The organism is Streptomyces sp. NPDC059874 (assembly GCF_042731135.1).
Lineage (GTDB): Bacteria > Actinomycetota > Actinomycetes > Streptomycetales > Streptomycetaceae > Streptomyces.
The window spans coordinates 15,162-32,869 of record NZ_JBHWJY010000003.1 but is presented as its reverse complement, the minus strand read 5'-3'; the positions used below and the strand labels follow the sequence as shown (position 1 = coordinate 32,869).

General features: G+C 71.1%; 15 protein-coding genes. 12 read left to right on the top strand and 3 right to left on the bottom strand.

Going from position 1 to position 17,708, the window contains the following annotated elements; all coding sequences use genetic code 11:
* Nucleotides 1-4: 4 nt before the first annotated feature.
* From ACFV9H_RS02520 to ACFV9H_RS02490, 7 genes are all read left to right on the top strand, one after another.
* Nucleotides 5-502 (top strand): acyl-CoA thioesterase, encoded by a 498-nt coding sequence (locus tag ACFV9H_RS02520; RefSeq protein ID WP_385392202.1) that lies wholly within the window; start codon nucleotides 5-7, stop codon nucleotides 500-502.
* A 103-nt stretch (nucleotides 503-605) separates the two neighbouring features.
* A complete protein-coding gene (locus tag ACFV9H_RS02515) occupies nucleotides 606-2,924 on the top strand; it encodes an FAD-dependent monooxygenase (protein WP_385392199.1) in 2,319 nt (772 codons plus the stop codon).
* A gap of 12 nt (nucleotides 2,925-2,936) precedes the next feature.
* Nucleotides 2,937-3,971 carry a carbon-nitrogen hydrolase family protein gene (locus ACFV9H_RS02510; RefSeq protein ID WP_385392196.1) on the top strand — a complete coding sequence of 345 codons (1,035 nt, stop codon included), beginning with the start codon at nucleotides 2,937-2,939 and terminating at the stop codon, nucleotides 3,969-3,971.
* Entirely contained in the window at nucleotides 3,968-5,080 is a 1,113-nt protein-coding gene (locus ACFV9H_RS02505) for a cupin domain-containing protein (protein WP_385392194.1), read from the top strand. Before ACFV9H_RS02510 ends, ACFV9H_RS02505 begins: the two co-directional genes overlap by 4 nt.
* Before the next feature lie 200 nt (nucleotides 5,081-5,280).
* Nucleotides 5,281-6,186 (top strand): fumarylacetoacetate hydrolase family protein, encoded by a 906-nt coding sequence (locus ACFV9H_RS02500; protein WP_385392191.1) that lies wholly within the window; start codon nucleotides 5,281-5,283, stop codon nucleotides 6,184-6,186.
* A gap of 8 nt (nucleotides 6,187-6,194) precedes the next feature.
* A complete protein-coding gene (locus ACFV9H_RS02495; protein WP_385392189.1) occupies nucleotides 6,195-6,989 on the top strand; it encodes an Asp/Glu racemase in 795 nt (264 codons plus the stop codon).
* Between the two features lie 112 nt (nucleotides 6,990-7,101).
* Nucleotides 7,102-7,941 carry a PaaX family transcriptional regulator C-terminal domain-containing protein gene (locus ACFV9H_RS02490; RefSeq protein WP_385392186.1) on the top strand — a complete coding sequence of 280 codons (840 nt, stop codon included), beginning with the start codon at nucleotides 7,102-7,104 and terminating at the stop codon, nucleotides 7,939-7,941.
* A gap of 122 nt (nucleotides 7,942-8,063) precedes the next feature.
* Here the strand turns inward: ACFV9H_RS02490 and ACFV9H_RS02485 are convergent, their stop codons facing one another.
* On the bottom strand, nucleotides 8,064-9,692 hold the full coding sequence (locus ACFV9H_RS02485; RefSeq protein ID WP_385392183.1) for a carboxylesterase/lipase family protein: 1,629 nt from the start codon (nucleotides 9,690-9,692) through the stop codon (nucleotides 8,064-8,066).
* 380 nt (nucleotides 9,693-10,072) lie between these two features.
* Here ACFV9H_RS02485 and ACFV9H_RS02480 point away from each other — a divergent pair, with 380 nt between their 5' ends.
* From ACFV9H_RS02480 to ACFV9H_RS02460, 5 genes are read left to right on the top strand one after another with little or no spacing between them, the layout of a single operon-like run.
* The gene (locus ACFV9H_RS02480; RefSeq protein ID WP_385392180.1) at nucleotides 10,073-11,251 is read left to right on the top strand and encodes an ABC transporter substrate-binding protein; all 1,179 of its coding nucleotides are present in this window, start codon (nucleotides 10,073-10,075) and stop codon (nucleotides 11,249-11,251) included.
* Between the two features lies 1 nt (nucleotide 11,252).
* The gene (locus ACFV9H_RS02475; protein WP_385392178.1) at nucleotides 11,253-12,131 is read left to right on the top strand and encodes a branched-chain amino acid ABC transporter permease; all 879 of its coding nucleotides are present in this window, start codon (nucleotides 11,253-11,255) and stop codon (nucleotides 12,129-12,131) included.
* Nucleotides 12,128-13,105 carry a branched-chain amino acid ABC transporter permease gene (locus tag ACFV9H_RS02470; protein ID WP_385392176.1) on the top strand — a complete coding sequence of 326 codons (978 nt, stop codon included), beginning with the start codon at nucleotides 12,128-12,130 and terminating at the stop codon, nucleotides 13,103-13,105. The genes ACFV9H_RS02475 and ACFV9H_RS02470 overlap by 4 nt, the downstream gene beginning before the upstream one ends.
* Nucleotides 13,102-13,863, top strand: a complete 762-nt coding sequence (locus tag ACFV9H_RS02465; protein ID WP_385392174.1) for an ABC transporter ATP-binding protein — start codon at nucleotides 13,102-13,104, stop codon at nucleotides 13,861-13,863. The genes ACFV9H_RS02470 and ACFV9H_RS02465 overlap by 4 nt, the downstream gene beginning before the upstream one ends.
* Complete coding sequence (locus tag ACFV9H_RS02460; RefSeq protein ID WP_385392172.1) at nucleotides 13,860-14,567, top strand: ABC transporter ATP-binding protein; 708 nt, start codon at nucleotides 13,860-13,862, stop codon at nucleotides 14,565-14,567. The genes ACFV9H_RS02465 and ACFV9H_RS02460 overlap by 4 nt, the downstream gene beginning before the upstream one ends.
* A gap of 66 nt (nucleotides 14,568-14,633) precedes the next feature.
* On the opposite strand, the gene ACFV9H_RS02455 is transcribed toward ACFV9H_RS02460, so the two are convergent.
* Entirely contained in the window at nucleotides 14,634-16,214 is a 1,581-nt protein-coding gene (locus tag ACFV9H_RS02455; RefSeq protein WP_385392169.1) for a carboxylesterase/lipase family protein, read from the bottom strand.
* A gap of 14 nt (nucleotides 16,215-16,228) precedes the next feature.
* Complete coding sequence (locus ACFV9H_RS02450; protein WP_385392167.1) at nucleotides 16,229-17,575, bottom strand: M20/M25/M40 family metallo-hydrolase; 1,347 nt, start codon at nucleotides 17,573-17,575, stop codon at nucleotides 16,229-16,231.
* Between the last annotated feature and the right edge of the window lie 133 nt (nucleotides 17,576-17,708).

The following is a 17,708-nucleotide window of genomic DNA, read 5'->3' as shown; positions in this document are numbered from 1 at the left end:
GATCATGGACACTTCCAGCCCGCAGAGGATGGACTCCGCGGCGACGGGCAGCTGCGCCGCGGGATGCCCCGAAGGCCTCGCGCAGAACCTGCCCAGCGTCGTCGTCGAGCGGCGCGTCGAATGGCCCGACACGGACGCGGCCGGCCACTACCACCACTCGACGGTGGTGCGCTGGGTCGAGGCGGCGGAGGCTGTCCTGCTGCGGCGACTGGGGCTGGCCCATCTCTTCGGCAGCACGCCCCGCGTCCACTTCGAGGCCGACTACCGGGCCCGGCTGTGGTTCGGCGAGACCGTCCGTACCGAACTGACGGTCACCAAGGTCGGAACCAGCTCCCTGCACTACGCCTTCACCGTCCACGGCGAGGGGGAGGAGCCGGCCGCCACCGGGCGCATGGTCATCGCCCACTCGGCTTCCCGCGCCACCGGATCCGCGGCCTGGCCCGATGACGTCCGAGAGGTCCTCACGAAGGCCGGTCCGCAGGCCCCCGAGCTCTTCGCGTGACCCGAGGCAAGGCGTCAATCGCACCACACCGGATGTGTTGCATTCTTGACGATCGCCAAAACTGCGACATATCCTGTTGTCTGGAACCACTAGGAGGAACACCGTGCGTGTAGCAGTCATCGGAGGAGGGCCCGGCGGGTTGTACTTCGCGGCTCTGGCTCAGCAGCTCTCACCGGAGTGGGAGATCACGGTCTGGGAGCGCAACGCCCGCGACGACGCGTTCGGCTTCGGCGTCGTCTTTTCCGACGAGACGCTCGACGGCATCGCGCAGGCCGATCCCGCCGTGTTCGCGGCGATGTCCGCGGAGTTCGCCCGGTGGAGCGACATCGATGTCCGCTACGGCGGCGAGGTCCACATCTCCGGTGGCCACGGCTTCGCCGCCCTGGACCGCAACCGGCTGCGGGAGATCCTGCAGAAGCGCTGCGCCGAGCTCGGGGTGGAGGTGCGCTACGGCACCCAGGCGCCGCCCGTCGAGGAGCTCTCCGCCGGCTACGACCTGGTGGTCGCCGCGGACGGAATCCGCTCCACGGCCCGCGAGACCTACGCCGACAGCTTCCGCCCCGACTTGGACGAGCGCCACTGCCGCTACATGTGGCTGTCCACCGACCGCGTCTTCGAGGCCTTCACCTTCATCGTCGAGAAGCGGGACTTCGGCAGCATCCAGGTGCACGCCTACCCGTACGACGACCAGCGCAGCACCTTCATCGTGGAGATCGCGGAGGAGGACTGGCGGCGGGCCGGCTTCGAGGCCTTCGCGGACCGGGAGTTCGCACGCGGCGAGAGCGACGAGGCGAGCGTGCGGCTGTGCGAGGAGATCCTCGCCGAGCACCTCGGCGGCCACCGCCTGATACCCAACGCCTCGAAGTGGATCCGCTTCACGACCGTCCGCAACGCCTCCTGGCGCCACGACAACGTCGTCCTGCTCGGCGACGCCGCCCACACCGCCCACTTCTCCATCGGCTCCGGCACCAAGCTCGCGATGGAGGACGCGCTCGCCCTGGCCGCCTGCCTGCACGAGCACGCCGACGTGACCTCGGCGCTCGCCGCGTACGAGACCGAACGCCGGCCGGTCGTCGAATCCACCCAGCGGGCCGCCCAGGCCAGCCTCGAATGGTTCGAGAACATCGGCCGCTACACGGCCCAGGAGCCGGCGCAGTTCGCCTTCAACCTCCTCACCCGCAGCCGCCGCGTCACCTACGACAACCTGCGCGTACGCGACGAGGAGTTCACCACCGCCGTCAACTCCTCCTCGCCCGTGCCGCCCATGTTCCGCCCCTTCCGGCTCGGCGGACTGCTCCTGCGCAACCGGGTCGTCGTACCGCCCACCGCGCTGTACACCGCGCGCGAGGGGGTACCCGGCGACTTCGACCTCGTTCACCTGAGCACCCAGGCCCTCGGCGGCAGCGGTCTCGTGCTCGCCGGAATGACCGCCGTCAGCGCCGCCGGGCGTGCCACCGCGCGCTGCCCCGGCCTGTACACCGACGAGCAGGAGGCGGCCTGGCGGCACATCACCGACTTCGTCCACGGCCGGCCCGACACCTGCCTGGGCATCCAGCTCACCCATGCCGGCCGCCGCGCGGCTGCCCACGCCGACGGGCCGCCGATCGCCGCCTCCCCGCTGGCATGGGACGAGCGGAGCCCGGTGCCGCGCGAAGCGACCCGCGCCGATATGGACACCCTCGTACGGGACTTCGTACGCGCGGCCCAGCGAGCCGACCGGGCGGGCTTCGACGCTCTGGAACTCCAGTACGGCCACGGCCACTTGATGTCCGGATTCCTCTCTCCGCTGACCAACCGGCGCACCGACGAGTACGGCGGAAGCCTGGCCGGCCGGCTGCGCTTCCCCCTGGAAGTGCTGCGCGCGGTACGGGCGGTGTGGCCGGCCGGCAAGGCGCTGCTCGTCCGGATCTCGGCCGCCGACTGGGCGGAGGGCGGCCTGAGCGAGGCCGACGCGGTCGGCATCGCCCGCGCGCTCGCCGAGGCGGGAGCCGACGCCATCGACGTGTCCACCGGCGAGGTCGTCGCCCATGAGCGCCCCCGGTACGGGCGCAGCTACCAGACTCCGTACGCGGACCTGATCCGCAACGCCACGGACGTCCCCACCATCGCCGTCGGCGCGATCTCCACCTACGACGACGTGAATTCGATCATCCTGGCCGGCCGGGCCGACCTGTGCGCCATCGGCCGTGCGCAGCTGCACGACCCCCTGTGGACCCTGCACGCCGCCGCCGCCCAGGGTTACAGCGGACCGGCGGCGCCATGGCCGGCCTCCTGGCGGGCGGGCAGTGGCCGCCCGCCGGGCGCGCGCACCGACCGGATCGCGCCCCGGCTCCAGCTGCTCCGCGAGGCTCCCGCGCCCGTGCACCAGCGCTGGGTTCCGCACCTGCCCGCGACCGCGACCGCTGCCGCGTCCGCCTGCTGACCTGGAGAACCGATGGACAATCTGCCACGCTTCACCGCCGCGGCCGTGCAGGCGGCCCCCGTGTACCTGGACGCCGCGGCGACCGTCGACAAGGCGATCGCCCTGATCGCCGAGGCGGCGGCCGCGGGCGCCGAACTGGTCGTATTCCCCGAGGTGTTCGTCCCCGGCTACCCGTACTGGAACTGGACGATGAACCCGGTCCAGGGCTCACCCTGGTTCGAGCGCCTCTACCGCTCGGCCATCGACGTTCCCGGCCCGTACGTCGATCAACTGCGCGCCGCCGCACGCCAGTACGGGATCGTCCTCGTCATCGGGGTCAACGAACGCGGCCCGCACAGCCTCGGCGTCCTCTACAACACCCTGCTCACCATCGGCCCCGACGGCGCACTCCTCGGCATCCACCGGAAGCTGGTGCCGACCTGGGCCGAGAAGCTGACCTGGACCGGCGGTGACGGCAGTTCCCTGAAGGTCCACCCCACCCCCGTCGGCCCGCTCGGCGCGCTCGCCTGCGGGGAGAACACCAACACGCTGGCCCGCTTCACCCTCCTCGCGCAGGGCGAACTGGTCCACGCGTCCTGCTACATCGCCCTGCCGGTGGCACCCGCCGACTACGACATGGCGGACGCCATCGCCGTCCGCACCGCAGCCCACAGCTTCGAGGGCAAGGTCTTCTCCGTCGTGGCCTGCTCCACGATCTCCCCGGAGATCGTGGACGCCATCGCGGGCGACGACGAGGACGTGCGCCGCATGCTCGCCCGCCCCCGCAGCGCCCTGTCGGGCATCTTCGGCCCCGACGGCCGTCCCGTCACCGAGCCGCTGATCGATACCGAGGGCATCGTGTACGCCGAGATCGACCTGGCCAAGTGCATCCAGCCCAAGCAGATGCACGACATCGTCGGCCACTACAACCGGTTCGACGTCTTCCAGCTCCACGTCGACAACCGCCCGCGCACTCCGGTGACCTTCGCGACGGATCCGGCGCACATCCAGACGCCCTTCTCACCCCTCTCCACCGAAACGTCCGGCACCACGAAGGAGGACGCATGACCACCGAGTACGACGACAGCCAACTGGGCCGAGCACGGGTGTCCGACTCCCCTGAACTCACCGCGTTCTACGGCGAACTCGCCCAGCTCGAAGCCGGCGCGCTGTGGACCGTGGCCAACGACATCGAGCCCTGGTACCCGCAGCCGAAGTCCGTACCCGTCCTGTGGCGCTACAGCGAACTGCGCCCGCTCGTCCGCAAGGCCCTCGACCTGGTCAAGGCCGACGACGCCGGCCGCCGCGTGGTCATGCTCGTCAACCCGGGCCGCAAGGACGTCAGCGCCGCCGTCGGCCTCCTCTACACCGGCCTGCAGATCATGGGCCCCGGCGAGGCCATGACCGCCCACCGCCACCAGGCCGCCGCGCTCCGCTTCGTCCACGAGGGCACCGGGGCATGGACCATCGTCGACGGCCAGAAGCTGAAGGTCGGACCCGGCGACTTCGCGATCACGCCGAACGGCACCTGGCACGAACACGGGAACGAAGCCGACGACGCCCCCGTCATCTGGCAGGACGGACTCGACATCCCACTGGTCAACGCACTGGACGCCGGCTTCTACGAGGTCCACCCCGAGCTGTACCAGACCCCGGGAAAGGTCATCAACTCCTCCGTGCTCACCTACGGTGCGAACCTGCTGCCGTACGGCGTCGAGAAGTGGACCCGCCCGTACTCCCCGCTGCTCGCCTTCCCCTGGGAGCCCACCTACGAGGCCCTGCGGGGCCTCGCCAAGGCCACCGAGGGATCTCCGTACGACGGCGTCATCGCGGAGTACACCAACCCGGTCACCGGCGGCTCCGTCATGCCGACCATGGGCGCCCACATGCAGCTCCTGCGCCCCGGCCAGGCCACCCGGGCACACCGCCACACCGGGTCGGTGATCTACACCGCCGCCAAGGGACGCGGCGTCTCGGTGATCGCCGGACAGCGCTTCGAGTGGCAGCAGGGCGACATGTTCTGCGTGCCCTCCTGGGCCTGGCACGAGCACCACAACCTCGACCAGTCCGAGGACGCCTGCCTCTTCTCCTTCAACGACTTCCCGGTGATGCGCTCGCTCGGTTTCCACCGCGAAGAGGCGTACACCGACAACGGCGGACACCAGCCCACTGCCTGAACCGCTCCCCCGAACCGCTCCCCCGAACCGCTCCGCCGCACCGGACGCCGCCGGCCCTGACACCGGCGCCGGCGCGGCGGAGCACCGAGCCGGGCGCGATGCAATGCCCCGCACCGCCCGGACCGGGGCGGCGGCGCCACCACCCGAGTGCCGCCGCCGCCCGTCCTTCCGCACCATCCCCTCATACGCAAGGAGCCCCCATGCGGCTGGTCAGCTACACCCTCGACGACGCGTCCCCGCGCCTCGGTGCCCAGGTCGACGACATCGTCGTCGACCTCGCCACCCTGGCCGAGCGGGCCGCCGTGGAACTGCCCCTGGACCTGCTGTCGTTCATCCGGGCCGGCGCCGCCGCCCAGGAGACCGCGCGCGGCCTGCTGGCCGCCGGCCCCGCGGCCTGGCCCGCCGAGGCCGTGCACCGGTTCGAGGACGTGTCCCTGCGGGCCCCGCTGCGCCCCGGCAAGATCATCGGGGTCGGGCTCAACTACGTGGAGCACGTGGAGGAGTCCAGCCGCAGCCTGGACACCGACAAGGAGCGGCCCACGCGCCCCGTGCTCTTCAGCAAGCCCGCCACCGCCGTCACCGGCCCCGGACAGCCCATCCTGCACAACGCCGACCTCACCACCCAGCTGGACTGGGAGTGCGAACTGGCCGTCGTCATCGGCCGCACCGCCTTCCGGGTGAGCGAGGAGGACGCGTACGACCACATCTTCGGCTTCAGCATCGTCAACGACATCAGCGCCCGTGACCAGCGCCGCTCCGGCCAGTGGTTCTTCTCCAAGGGCCAGGACTCCTACGCGCCCTTCGGCCCCGCCGTCGTCACGGCCGACGACGTCCCGGACCCGATGGACCTCGACCTCTCGCTGCGCGTCAACGGCGTCACCAAGCAGAAGTCGAACACCCGCCACATGCTCTTCCCCATCGCCCGCCTCATCGCCGACATCTCCTCCGGAGTCACCCTGGAGCCGGGGGACGTCATCGCCACCGGATCGCCCGCAGGCGTCGGAGCCGGCATGGTCCCGCCGGAGTTCCTGCACCCCGGTGACACCGTCGAGGCCACAGTCGAAGGCATCGGCACCCTGACCAACCCCGTCGTCGACGCCCGCTGAGGAGCGACATGTCCCCCCGCACCTACCGCATCGGCCAGATCGTGCCGAGCTCCAACGTCACCATGGAAACCGAGGTCCCCGCGATCCTGCGGGCCCGGGAAGCCATCGCGCCGGAACGCTTCACCTTCCACTCCAGCCGGATGCGGATGACCCACGTCACCCCGGAACAGCTCAAGGCCATGGACGCCGACTCGGACCGCTGCGCCGTCGAGCTCTCCGACGCGCACGTGGACGTACTGGGCTACGCCTGCCTGGTGGCCATCATGAGCATGGGGCTCGGCTACCACCGCACCTCAGAGGAACGCCTGCACGTCCGCACCGTGGAGAACGGCGCCCCCGCCCCCGTCGTCACCAGCGCCGGAGCCCTCGTGCACGGGCTGAACACCCTCAAGGCGAAGAAGATCGCCCTGATCGCCCCGTACATGCGCCCGCTGACGAAGACCGTCGTCGACTACCTCACCCACGAGGGCATCGAGGTGCTCGACTACCAGGCCCTGGAGATTCCCAACAACCTCGACGTCGCCGCCCACGACCCCGCACGCCTCCCCGGGCTCGCCAAGGCCCTGGACCACGGCGACGCCGACGCCGTCGTGCTCTCCGCCTGCGTCCAGATGCCCTCACTGGGCGCCATCGACGAAGCCGAACAGCTCCTCGGCAAGCCGGTCGTCTCGGCGGCCGTGTGCACCGCCCACCAGATGCTGCGCGCCCTGGACCTCCCGGCCGTGGCCCCCGGCGCGGGCCACCTCCTGTCCGGCGCCTACGCGCAAACGCCGCCGGTGCGGCAGTCGTCCGCAGAGGGGTGACGGCGCCGCGCCGCGCCGTCGCCGCCCACCCCGCCCGCCGTGACCTGGACCTGGACGGTTGCCCGTCCGCCAGGCTCGGTAGGATCGCGACCGCAGACGACGGAAGGCGATCATGGCGGACAGTCCCCTCAGGCCCAGCTCGTTGATCAACACGGTCTACGGGGCGTTCGCGCGCCGCCTCGGCGGCTGGCTCTCGGTCGCCGACCTGATCACCCTGATGTCCGAGCTGGACGTCGACGGCCCGGCCGCGCGCTCGGCGATCTCACGGCTCAAGAAGAAGGGCGTCCTCACACCGGAACACCGCGGCGCCACCGGCTACCGGCTCAGCGCGGCCGCACACCCCGTGTTCGACGAGGGCGACCGGCGCATCTTCGGCAGCCTGGAACCGGCGAAGCTCAGCGACGGCTGGGCGATGGCCGTCTTCTCCGTACCGGAGTCCGAGCGCTCGTACCGCTACCAGCTGCGTACCCGGCTGACCTGGCTCGGCTTCGGCAACATCGCCCCCGGCGTGTGGCTGGCCCCCGGCCGGCTCCTCGGCGACGCCCGCGACATGCTCGTCCGGCGCGGGCTCAGCGACTACGTCCACCTGTTCGCCGCGGACTACGCCGCCTTCAGCGACCTGCCGGAGACGGTCAGTTCGTGGTGGGACTTCCCGGCGATCCAGGAGCAGTACGCCACGTTCACCGACGCGTACGGCCCCGTCGCCGCGGGACTCGCGCAGCAGAGCGACATCCCCGGCGACGAGGCCTTCCGGCACTACGTCCCGATGCTCACCCAGTGGCGCCGGCTGCCCTACCTCGACCCCGGCCTGCCCAGCGAGCTGCTCCCCGCCGACTGGAACGCGGTTGCCGCGCGGCGGACCTTCCAGCAGCTGCACGACGTACTCGCCACGCCGAGCCTGCTGCACGTACAGCAGGTCACCGGCTTGACAGAGACGCCGCCCGCCTCCTAGCGCTGTGACCGGAAAGGTTCACCGGGTCGCGGCACTAGGCGCGGGCACGCCGCCAGGTCCCGCGGTGCGCAGGCAACGCGGGACCTGGGGGCAGGGCTGTTCGCCGCCGGGCGGCGGTGCGGCTACGGCACCGCGGGATGGTGCAGGCGGCGCCAGTATCCGGCGATGTCCTCGGTGGCGGTGGTGACCGAGTCGAGGGTCATCGTCGTGCGGGTGTCCCGGCCGTAGCGATCCCACTGGGGCATGGGGTGGTGGTTGGGGTCGCCGGTGCGGACGAAGGAGATCCAGGACGCGTGCATGGTCGCGGCGAGACCGTCGCGGACCCGGGGGCCCAGCCCCGCCAGGAAGGGTGCCTGCGACCACTTGTCGAAGTTGTTGAACACGAACGGCAGCTCCAGGCAGTGCGCGGCCGCGAGTTGACCGTTGTGCGCGGGCGTCGGGAGGTTGAACTGGTAGGCCCAGACCGGACGTCCACGGGCCGCCCGCCGCTCGGCCAGCGCCACGGCGGGCATGCGGAACAGGTCGTCGGTGATCAGGTCCATGAGCACGTCCAGCGGGCGGGCCCCCGGTCGGGCCTCTTCGTAGGCGGTGTAGGCCTGGGCCGCCCGGCTGCCGAAGGTGTTCCGGGCTCTGGCGAGCACCTGGTCCTTGGTTGCCGCGGCGTACGGCTCGCTCAGGGCGAAGGCGAAGTTCGCCTCCTCCCTGGTCCAGCCGATCAGGACCTCGATGTCCGCCCCGGCGCCGCTGAGCAGCAGGTCGGCCGGGTCGCGGTCCAGCGTGACCTCGTCCAGCACAGGCAGGAACGGGGTCGACCAGTACCCCCACTGTCCGGTGCGCCCGAACATCTCGAAGGTGGCGGCGATCAGGCGCGGCCAGGGTACGGCGCGGAGCTCCGCCACGTTCTTGGCGCCGACGATGTCCAGGAAGGTCGCGGTGCGCTGCAGTGACTCGGCGCGGGTGGGGATCTTCAGCCCGAGCGGCGGGCTCTGCAGGATCGCGCGCCGGAAGAGCGGGCGGCCCTTGGTCTTGGCGCCGGCCAGCGCCGCGACCGACAGCGCGCCGCCGGACTGTCCGGCGACGGTGATGTTGTCCGGGTCCCCGCCGAAGGCGGCGATGTTGTCCCGTACCCAGTTCAGCGCGGCGAGTTGGTCGGTGAGCCAGAAGTTCCCGCCGGCGCCTTCCTCCCCGAAGTAGAGGTAACCCAGCGGCCCGAGGCGGTAGTTGATGGTCACGACGACGAGGTCGCCGTTGCGCGCGAAGGTCTCGCCGGAGTAGTTCGGCATCGAGCCGGATCCGGAGATGAAGCCGCCGCCGTGGATCCAGACCATCACCGGCCGCTTGGCGCCACCGACTCCGGGGGTCCAGACGTTGAGCGTGAGGCAGTCCTCGTCGAAGGGGGGCGAGCCGTGCGTTCCGAGCACCTGGTCGCCGCCTTCCCGGTAGGGCTGCGGCGCGCTCGGTCCGAAGGCGGTCGCGTCGCGCGTCCCCTGCCATCCGGGATGGGGCTGAGCCGGTCGCCATCGAAGGGCGCCGACCGGCGGCGCCGCGTAGGGCACGCCCTTGAAGACGTCGAGGCCCCCTTCGGTGCTTCCGCGCAGTCGGCCCGCGGGCGCCTCCACCACGGGCGAGGCCGCGGCGGCGCGCGGGGCGGCCTGCGCCGTGCCCCCGCCCGACAGGCCGGAGAGGAGCGCGGCACCCGCCAACACCCCGCTGTTCTTGAGGATCTTGCGCCGCGATGGATCACCGGTCATGGTGCTTCACTCCCTGACTGATCAAGAGCCCGTCGCCGAATCGGCATAGCGTCTTTTTGACGAGGGTCAGTGTTACGGCATACGTCGGGCCGGGGTCAAGGGGTGGGATTCCCGTCCGTCCTGCGATATCGCGAACTCTTGACGTACGTCGGTGAAGCGCGATAGACACGTGTCACTTCCGATATCCCTGCCGGCCGCCGGCGAGCTCGCCCCGGCATCGGCCCTCGCTTCGAGCCCGTCCACGCGGCGACGAAAAGCGCACCCCGACCGGCAGCCAGGCCACCCCTGGGAGCCGGGCCTCCCTCCTCTGGGACCCCTCAAGGCAGCCCCATCAGCAACATCCGGCCCTTCAGGGCCGGTTGACAACGTTCGGAGTTTCCATGGCAGGTCGAATTCGTCCCGTTGCTCTGATCGCCGTGACGACGGCAGCCCTCTTCCTGGCCACGGCATGTGGTGGCGCCAGCCTGGGAACGGGCGACGGCGACAAGCAGAACGGGCCCGTGAAGATCGGGCTCCTCGTCCCCCAGTCGGGGACCTACAAGGCGCTGGGCGACGACATGAAGCAGGGCTTCGAGCTCTACGTCAAACAGCACGGCGGCAAGCTCGGCGGGCGCGAGGTGGAGGTCGTGATCGCGGACGAGGGGGAGACGGCCGACTCGGGCAAGGCGGCGGCTGAGAAGCTGGTCAAGCAGGACCGCGTGCTGGCGGTGAGCGGCGTGGTCAGCTCGGCCACCATCAACGGGGTCAAGGACCTGTTCGAGAGCAGCAAGGTCCCGCTCATCGGCTCCAACGCCTCGCCCACGACCCTGACCGGGACCGAGTACATCTGGCGCACCTCGTACGTCAACGACGAACCGGGCAAGGCGCTCGGCAAGCACGTGGCCGAGAAGGCCGGCGGCCCGGTCTTCCTGATCGCGGCCGGCTACCAGGCCGGCAAGGACGAGGTGGACGGCTTCAAGTCCACCTTCCTCCCGGCGGGCGGCAAGATCGCGGGGGAGGAGGTCTACACGCCGTTCCCGGGGACCAAGAACTTCCAGCCCTACCTCGCGCAGATCGAGCGCTCCGGAGCCAAGGCCGTCTTCTGCTTCTACGCCGGCGGCGCGGCCGTCGACTTCGTCAAGCAGTACCGGGACTTCGGACTGGCCGGCAAGATCCCGCTCTACGCACCCGGCTTCCTCACCGAAGGCGGCGTGCTCAAGGGACAGGGGGAAGCGGCCGACGGCATCCTGACCGCACTCAACTACAGCGCGGACCTGGACAACGCGGCGAACAAGCAGTTCGCCCCGGCGTACAAGTCCGCCTACGGTGCGGACCCGACCACGTACGCGATGGCGTCATGGGACGCGGCGCAGGTGCTCGACCGGGCGATCGAGGCCGCGGGTGACACGGTGACCTCGGAAACGGTCAACGCCGCCATCGCCGGAGTGGGCGACATCGACAGCCCGCGCGGCACCTGGCGGTTCAACAACGGCGGCACGCCCATCCAGCCCTGGTACCTGCGCGAGGTCAAGCAGGGGGCCAACTCCGTCAGCTCCGAGCTCGTCCGGCTGGGCGGCTGACATGTACGGGTGGTTGGACGGCAACTTCGTCAGCGTCATCGACGGGGTCGCCTTCGGTCTGCTGTTGTTCACCATCGCGGTCGGCCTCTCCCTGGTCTTCGGCATGATGGACGTTCTCAACCTGGCGCACGGCACGCTCTACCTCGCCGGGGCCTACGTCGCCTACGCGCTGTCGGACGGCAGCCTGTGGGGCCTGCTCCTCGCGCTGGCGGCCGGCGCCCTGCTGGGCACCCTGGGCGGAGCGGCGCTGACGTTCCTCACCCAGCCGCTGGCCCGGCGCGGGCACCTCGACCAGGCCGTGCTGACGCTCGGCATCACCTTCATCGTCGCCGACCTCCTCGCCGCCGCCTTCGGCGGGGAGGTACTGCCCACCGACCCGCCGACATCGCTCCGCGGCACGGTGGACCTCCTCGGCCACGCCTACCCGGTCTACCGGCTCGTGTTCATCGGCGTCGCGACCGGCCTCGCCGCCCTCGTGTACCTCCTGTTCGAACGCAGCTCGCTCGGAGCACTGGTACGGGCCACCGTCGCGGACCGGGACATGGTCCGCGCGCTGGGCGTGGACATCCGCAAGGTGCTCTACGGGGTCTTCGCGCTCGGCGCGGCCCTGGCCGTGGTCGGCGGTGTCCTCGGGGCGCCGATCCTGGGTCCCGGCCCGGGCGTCGACGAGACCGTCCTCGTCCTCTCGCTCGTCGTCGTGGTCGTGGGCGGTCTCGGATCCGTGCGCGGCGCGCTCGCCGGCGCGCTCCTCATCGGCCAGGTGCAGACGCTCGGGGTGGCGCTGCTCCCGGAGTACGCCCCCTTCCTGCTCTTCGGCACCATGCTGGTCGTGCTCGTCGTCCGCCCGCACGGCCTGGTCCCGTCGGGGGTGCGCGCATGAGCCCGTCCCGATCCGACGGATCCGCAGCAAGACGACTGTTCACGACCGCCGTGGCCCTCGGGCTCGCGGCGGCCCCCTTCGTCCTCGGCTCGTACGCCATCGGCACCCTGTCGCGGATCCTGGTGTTCGCCCTGCTCGCGATCAGCGTGAACCTGCTCACCGGCCTGACCGGACTGCCGACGCTCGGCCAATCGGCCTACTTCGGCGTCGGTGCCTACACGTCGGCCATCGTCGCGACCCGACTCACCGACGTCGGGGTGTTCCAACTGCTCATCGCCGCCGGGGTCTCCGCGCTGGTGGCCGTCCCCACGGGATGGCTGGCGGTGCGGGCCCGGGGCGTGGTGTTCCTGATGTTGACGCTGGCCATCGGCGAGATCGCCTACAGCGCCGCCGTCAACTGGAAGTCGCTGACGAACGGCACCGACGGCGTGTCCGGCATCCCGCCCGTCGTACCGCTGCCGGGCATGTCCGCGCTGGAGCTCGACGGGCTGGTGTACTTCTACGTCCTGGCCGTCTTCCTGCTGCTCTTCGCGGCCGTCTCCCGACTGGGCTCCACACCGTTCGCCCTCGCCCTGCGCGGGATCCGCGACAACGAGCGCCGCATGAGCGCGATCGGATACCCCACCCGACGGTACGCCCTGGCCGTCTACTGCGGCGCCGGGGCGCTTGCCGGCGTCGCCGGCGGCCTGTGGGTGTCGGTGCAGCGGTTCGTCTCGCCCGGCGACGCGGGATTCGAGATCGCCGCCCTCGCCCTGCTCGCCGTCGTCATAGGCGGCTCCGGCTCGATGTGGGGGGCCTGTGCCGGGGCAGCGCTCGTCTGGCTCACCCGCGACTACCTCGGAAACCTGGAAGCCGTCGCCGGACGCGGGCCGCTGCTGCTCGGACTGTTCTTCGTCATCGCCGTCTACGCGCTGCCCCGCGGGCTGGCCGGCGTACGGCTCCCGCCCAAGCTGACCCGGAAGAGGACGGCGTGACAGAACACGATCTACTGGAACTACGCCGGGTCTCCCGACACTTCGGCTCCTTCCGGGCCTTGGACGAGGTCGACCTCACCGTGCGCCGGGGTGCCCGGCACGCCGTCATCGGCCCGAACGGCGCGGGCAAATCGACCCTGTTCAGCCTGATCTCGGGCACGCAGGCGACGACCTCCGGAACCATCCTCGTCGACGGGCAGGACGTGACCCGGCTGCCCGTGGACCGCCGGGTCGGACTCGGTGTCGCCGCGACGTTCCAGCACTCCAGTCTCTTCATGCGGGAGACCGTGCTGGAGAACGTCCTGCTCGCAGTGCTCCGCCGGGCCGGCGGCGGACTCGGCGGCCGGCGGAGGGTCAGTGCCCGGACGACGGAGATCGCGCGGGCGCGGACGCTGCTCGAACAGGTGGGACTGCCCGACCGGCACGACGTCCAGGCTGCCGCCCTCTCGCACGGCGAACGGCGCCAACTGGAGGTCGCCGTCGCCCTGGCCACCGAACCCAGGCTGCTGTTGCTGGACGAGCCGGCCGCCGGGATGTCCCCGGCGGAGACGGCTCGACTCACCGAACTCGTCGCCGCCCTGCCGGCCGACGTGACGGTACTCCTGATCGAACACGACCTCGACATGGTCTTCGAGCTCGCCGACACGGTGACGGTCATGCACCTCGGCAGACACCTGAAAACCGGTACCCCGGACGAGGTGCGGGCCGCCGGCGAGGTTCAGAGCGCCTACCTCGGCACGATGGAGGCCGCCTCGTGAAGCCGTTCTTCAGCATCCGCGGCCTGAGCTCCGGCTACGCCGGGGGAGTGGTCCTGGGCGGCGTCGATCTCGACCTCGACGAAGGCGGGATCGTCGCGGTCCTCGGCCGCAACGGGGTCGGCAAGACCACCCTCATCTCGACCGTCATGGGTCTCGTCCGGCCGTACGAAGGCAGCATCGCCCTCGGCGGTCGCGAGCTCGCCGGATCCCGTGTCGATGTGATCGCCCGGGCCGGCGTGGGAGTCGTACCGCAGGGGCGCCGGGTCTTCGCGCCGCTGACCGTGGCGGAGCACCTGGCGATCGCGTCGAGGCGGTCGACCCGGGGCCCGTGGACGAGGGCCCGCGTCTTCGACCTGCTCCCGCGGCTGGGGGAGCGGCTCGGGCACCGCGGTGACCAACTCTCCGGCGGGGAACAGCAGATGCTCGCGATCGCCCGGTCCCTGCTGGGGAACCCGCGGCTGCTGCTCCTCGACGAGCCGTCCGACGGCCTCGCGCCCGCCATCGTCGCCCAAGTGGGTGAGGTCATCCGCGAGGTGAGCGCGCAGGGCATGTCGGTGGTCCTCGTCGAACAGAACCTGGGGCTCGCCTTCTCCGTCGCGCAGAACGTCGCGGTCATGCAGAAGGGCCGCATCGTCCACGAGGCGGCCTGCGCGGAATTCCGATCCAGTCCCGAAGACAGGCGGCGTCTGCTGGGCGTCGACTGATCGAGCGGACGCATCCTACGAGACGAGCCCCGAACCGGGGCTCGTCTCGTAGGCGTTTCCCGATCGTCAGAGACCCGACGCCCCGTGCCAGATTCGACGGGACGCCGAGAGCGGGTCCTCGACGACCGACGGTTCGGTGTCCCAGAGGCGGGTCGCCGGCCGCTGCGCGGTGAAGGGCGCCCAGCCGGGATCCCCCGACGCGGCGAAGGAGATCCAGGAGGCGCGGAGCCGTTCGGACAGGCGCGTGAAGTCCTGGGACGGGACCTTGCCGCCGAACAGGAAGCCGGCCAGAGGCCCTCGCGTGTGGCCGAAGGTCGCCGGTATGTCCACGGTGTGACAGGCGCCGAGGGCCCCGCCGAAGGCCGGACTGTTCCACGTGAAGTCATAGAGCCACGTCCGTCCGCCCGACGCGGCGTGTGCCTCGGCCAACCACGTCGCGGGCATCCGGAACAACGCGTCGGAGAACATGGTGACGTACAACTGGGAGTCGCTCAGCTCCGGATGGGCGGCGCGGTAGTCGGCCGCGGCCTGCCGGCCCAGCCGCAATCCATCGGCGACGGTACCGAGGTCGAGGTCGCGGATCTTCGCCGAGGGCCGCGCCGGCCCTCGCGATGCCCGATCGCGGAATCCCGCGCGCGCCGCCGCGAGCATCATGGGCACGGCCTTGACCATGGCGCCGAGTTTGATCTTGACGAGGCCGCGATCCATGGCGAACAGGGTGAACTCGTCATGCGTGTAGCCGGAGATCAGGTCGACGTCACGTGCGCACCCCGAACGGAGGGCGAGCCATGGCTTGTCGACCACGGTGACGCCGTCGATGACGGGCGAGAACGCGGTGATGGCCTCGGGAGTCGTCCACTTCGCCGGATCCTCCCTCATCGCGGACAGAGGCTCGTCCTGTACCGCCAGTAGGGCTTCGGGGGACACCGAGGCCAGACCGTCGAGGCCCACGCCGACCGCCTCCGCGATCGTCGCGGCGATCCTCCGGGCTTCCTCCTCGGGCAGGAACCGCCCGGCCATGCTCTGGACGATGGCCCGACGGAACAGCCCGCGCGCGGCCGGTGCGGACAGCAGGGCGGCGACGGACGCGCCTCCGCCGGACTCGCCGAATATCGTCACGTTGTCCGGGTCGCCGCCGAAGGCGGCGATGTTCTCCCGTACCCATGTGAGTGCGGCGGCCTGGTCGAGGAAGCCCCGGTTGGCGGGTGCCCCCGGTACGTAGCCGAACCCCTCGAATCCGACGCGGTAGTTGAACGTCACCATGACCACGCCGCCCCGGGCCAGCACCTCGCCGTCGTAGCTCGGATCGGCGCTATGGCCCGTCTTCCACCCCCCGCCGTAGATCCACACCATGACCGGCAGCCGGTCACCGGCGCCCCCCGGGGTCCAGACGTTCATGCTGAGGCAGTCCAGGCCGTCCTCCGGCCGCCAGGCCGAGGGCATTCCGGGAAGCAGCGGCAACTGCGGCGGCGCGGCGCTGAAGGACGTGGCCGGACGGACACCGTCCCAGGCGGGGACCGGAGCCGGCGCCCGGAACCTGAGGGGCCCTTCCGGGGGGAGGGCGTAGGGAATGCCCTTGAAGACCGACAGCCCGTCCTCGGCCGTGCCTTCGACCTTGCCGGTGAGGGTCTCGATGACAACACCCATGGGGGTGGCTCCTTTCAAGTGGAGAGTCTGAGGACCGCGTCGAGCAGGCATTTCCCGCCGAACATCAGGTCGGTGATCCGGGCATGCTCGTCAGGTGCGTGGATGAGCCGCATGACGTCCGCGTCGCTCGCGGAGGGAAAGAATCCGACGACCTTCGTGTCGGGGAGGGCGCGGGCGTCCGTGGCGGCCGGATTGATGTACGGCAGCACCCGCGCCCCCGGTTCGTGGGCCGCGACGGTCTCGCCCAGCACCCGCAGGAGCTCCGGGGCTTCCTGGCCGGCGCGGCTCACCCTGCCGTGCAGCAGCGACACCTCGACACGGTCCCCGAGGGCCCTTTGGACCTGCGCCACCCACTGTTCGGGCCGCTCGCCCGGAAGCAGACGCCCGTCCAGCACCACGCCCGCTTCCACGGGCACCACGTTCTGGCGCTGCCCCGCGGACAGCACGGTGGGTGTGGCGGTGTTGTGCAGCCCCGCGACGACGAACTCCCGCAGGACGGGATCGATGGGCAGGCTGTTCGCACGGGCCCAGGTGGGGTCCTTCAGCAACTGGCCGATCGCCTCGGCGCCCGGGCCCGGGTGCAGGTCCGCCAAGGTGGCGAGCATGCGCCGCGAGGCCGGACACAGCACCGACTCCGGGGCGAACGCGCGCAGCCTCAGCAGCGCCTCGGCCAGCGTGAAGACCGCCGACTCGGAGCGCGGGACCGAGGCATGGCCGCCCGGCCCGCGAGCGGTGACCCGCATCCGGGCACTTCCCTTCTCGGCCACCTGGACGGTGTAGACGGGGCCGCCGGGCGTCACGAAGCGCTGGCCGCCGCCTTCGTTGAACGCGAACTCGGCCTCGACGAGGCCGCGGTGGTGCTCCCACAGCCAGTACGCCCCCAACCGGCTGCCGGCCTCCTTGTCGGCGGTGACCACCAGCAGCACGTCCCGCCGCAGCGAGATCCGGTGCGCGGCGAGGAGTTGCATGATCAGCAGGCTCGCGGCGATCTGGCCCTTCATGTCGAGTGCCCCGCGGCCCCACACACGGCCGTCGGCCACCTCGCCCGAGAAGGGGGGACGGCTCCATCCGCTCGGCCCCGCGCCGACCACGTCGGCGTGGCCCAGCAGCATGAGCGGCGGATCCTGTCCCGTCCCGGGCAGCCGGGCGACGAGGTTGGCCCGTCCGGGCTCGGACTCCAGGATCTCGTGTGCGATACCGGAGCGGGACAGCTCGCGGGAGAGGTGGCGGGCGACGGCGATCTCGTTGCCCGGAGGGTTCGAGGTGTCCAGGCGGATCAGCGCCGAAAGGTGGTCTACGAGGTGTCGTTCCTGGTCGGCCCAGGAGAAGGGCAGCGACATCGGCTGAGGCGAGGTGGGCATCTACGCTCCGGAGCGCGCCGAAGAGGGAGGGAGGAGGTCGTGGCGGGAGGCGTACGCAGCCGTGTCCCCCCAGGGAGGGGCGCGGTCATCCGGAGCCCCGTGGCTTGAATGGGGTGCCGTTGGTGATGTTACA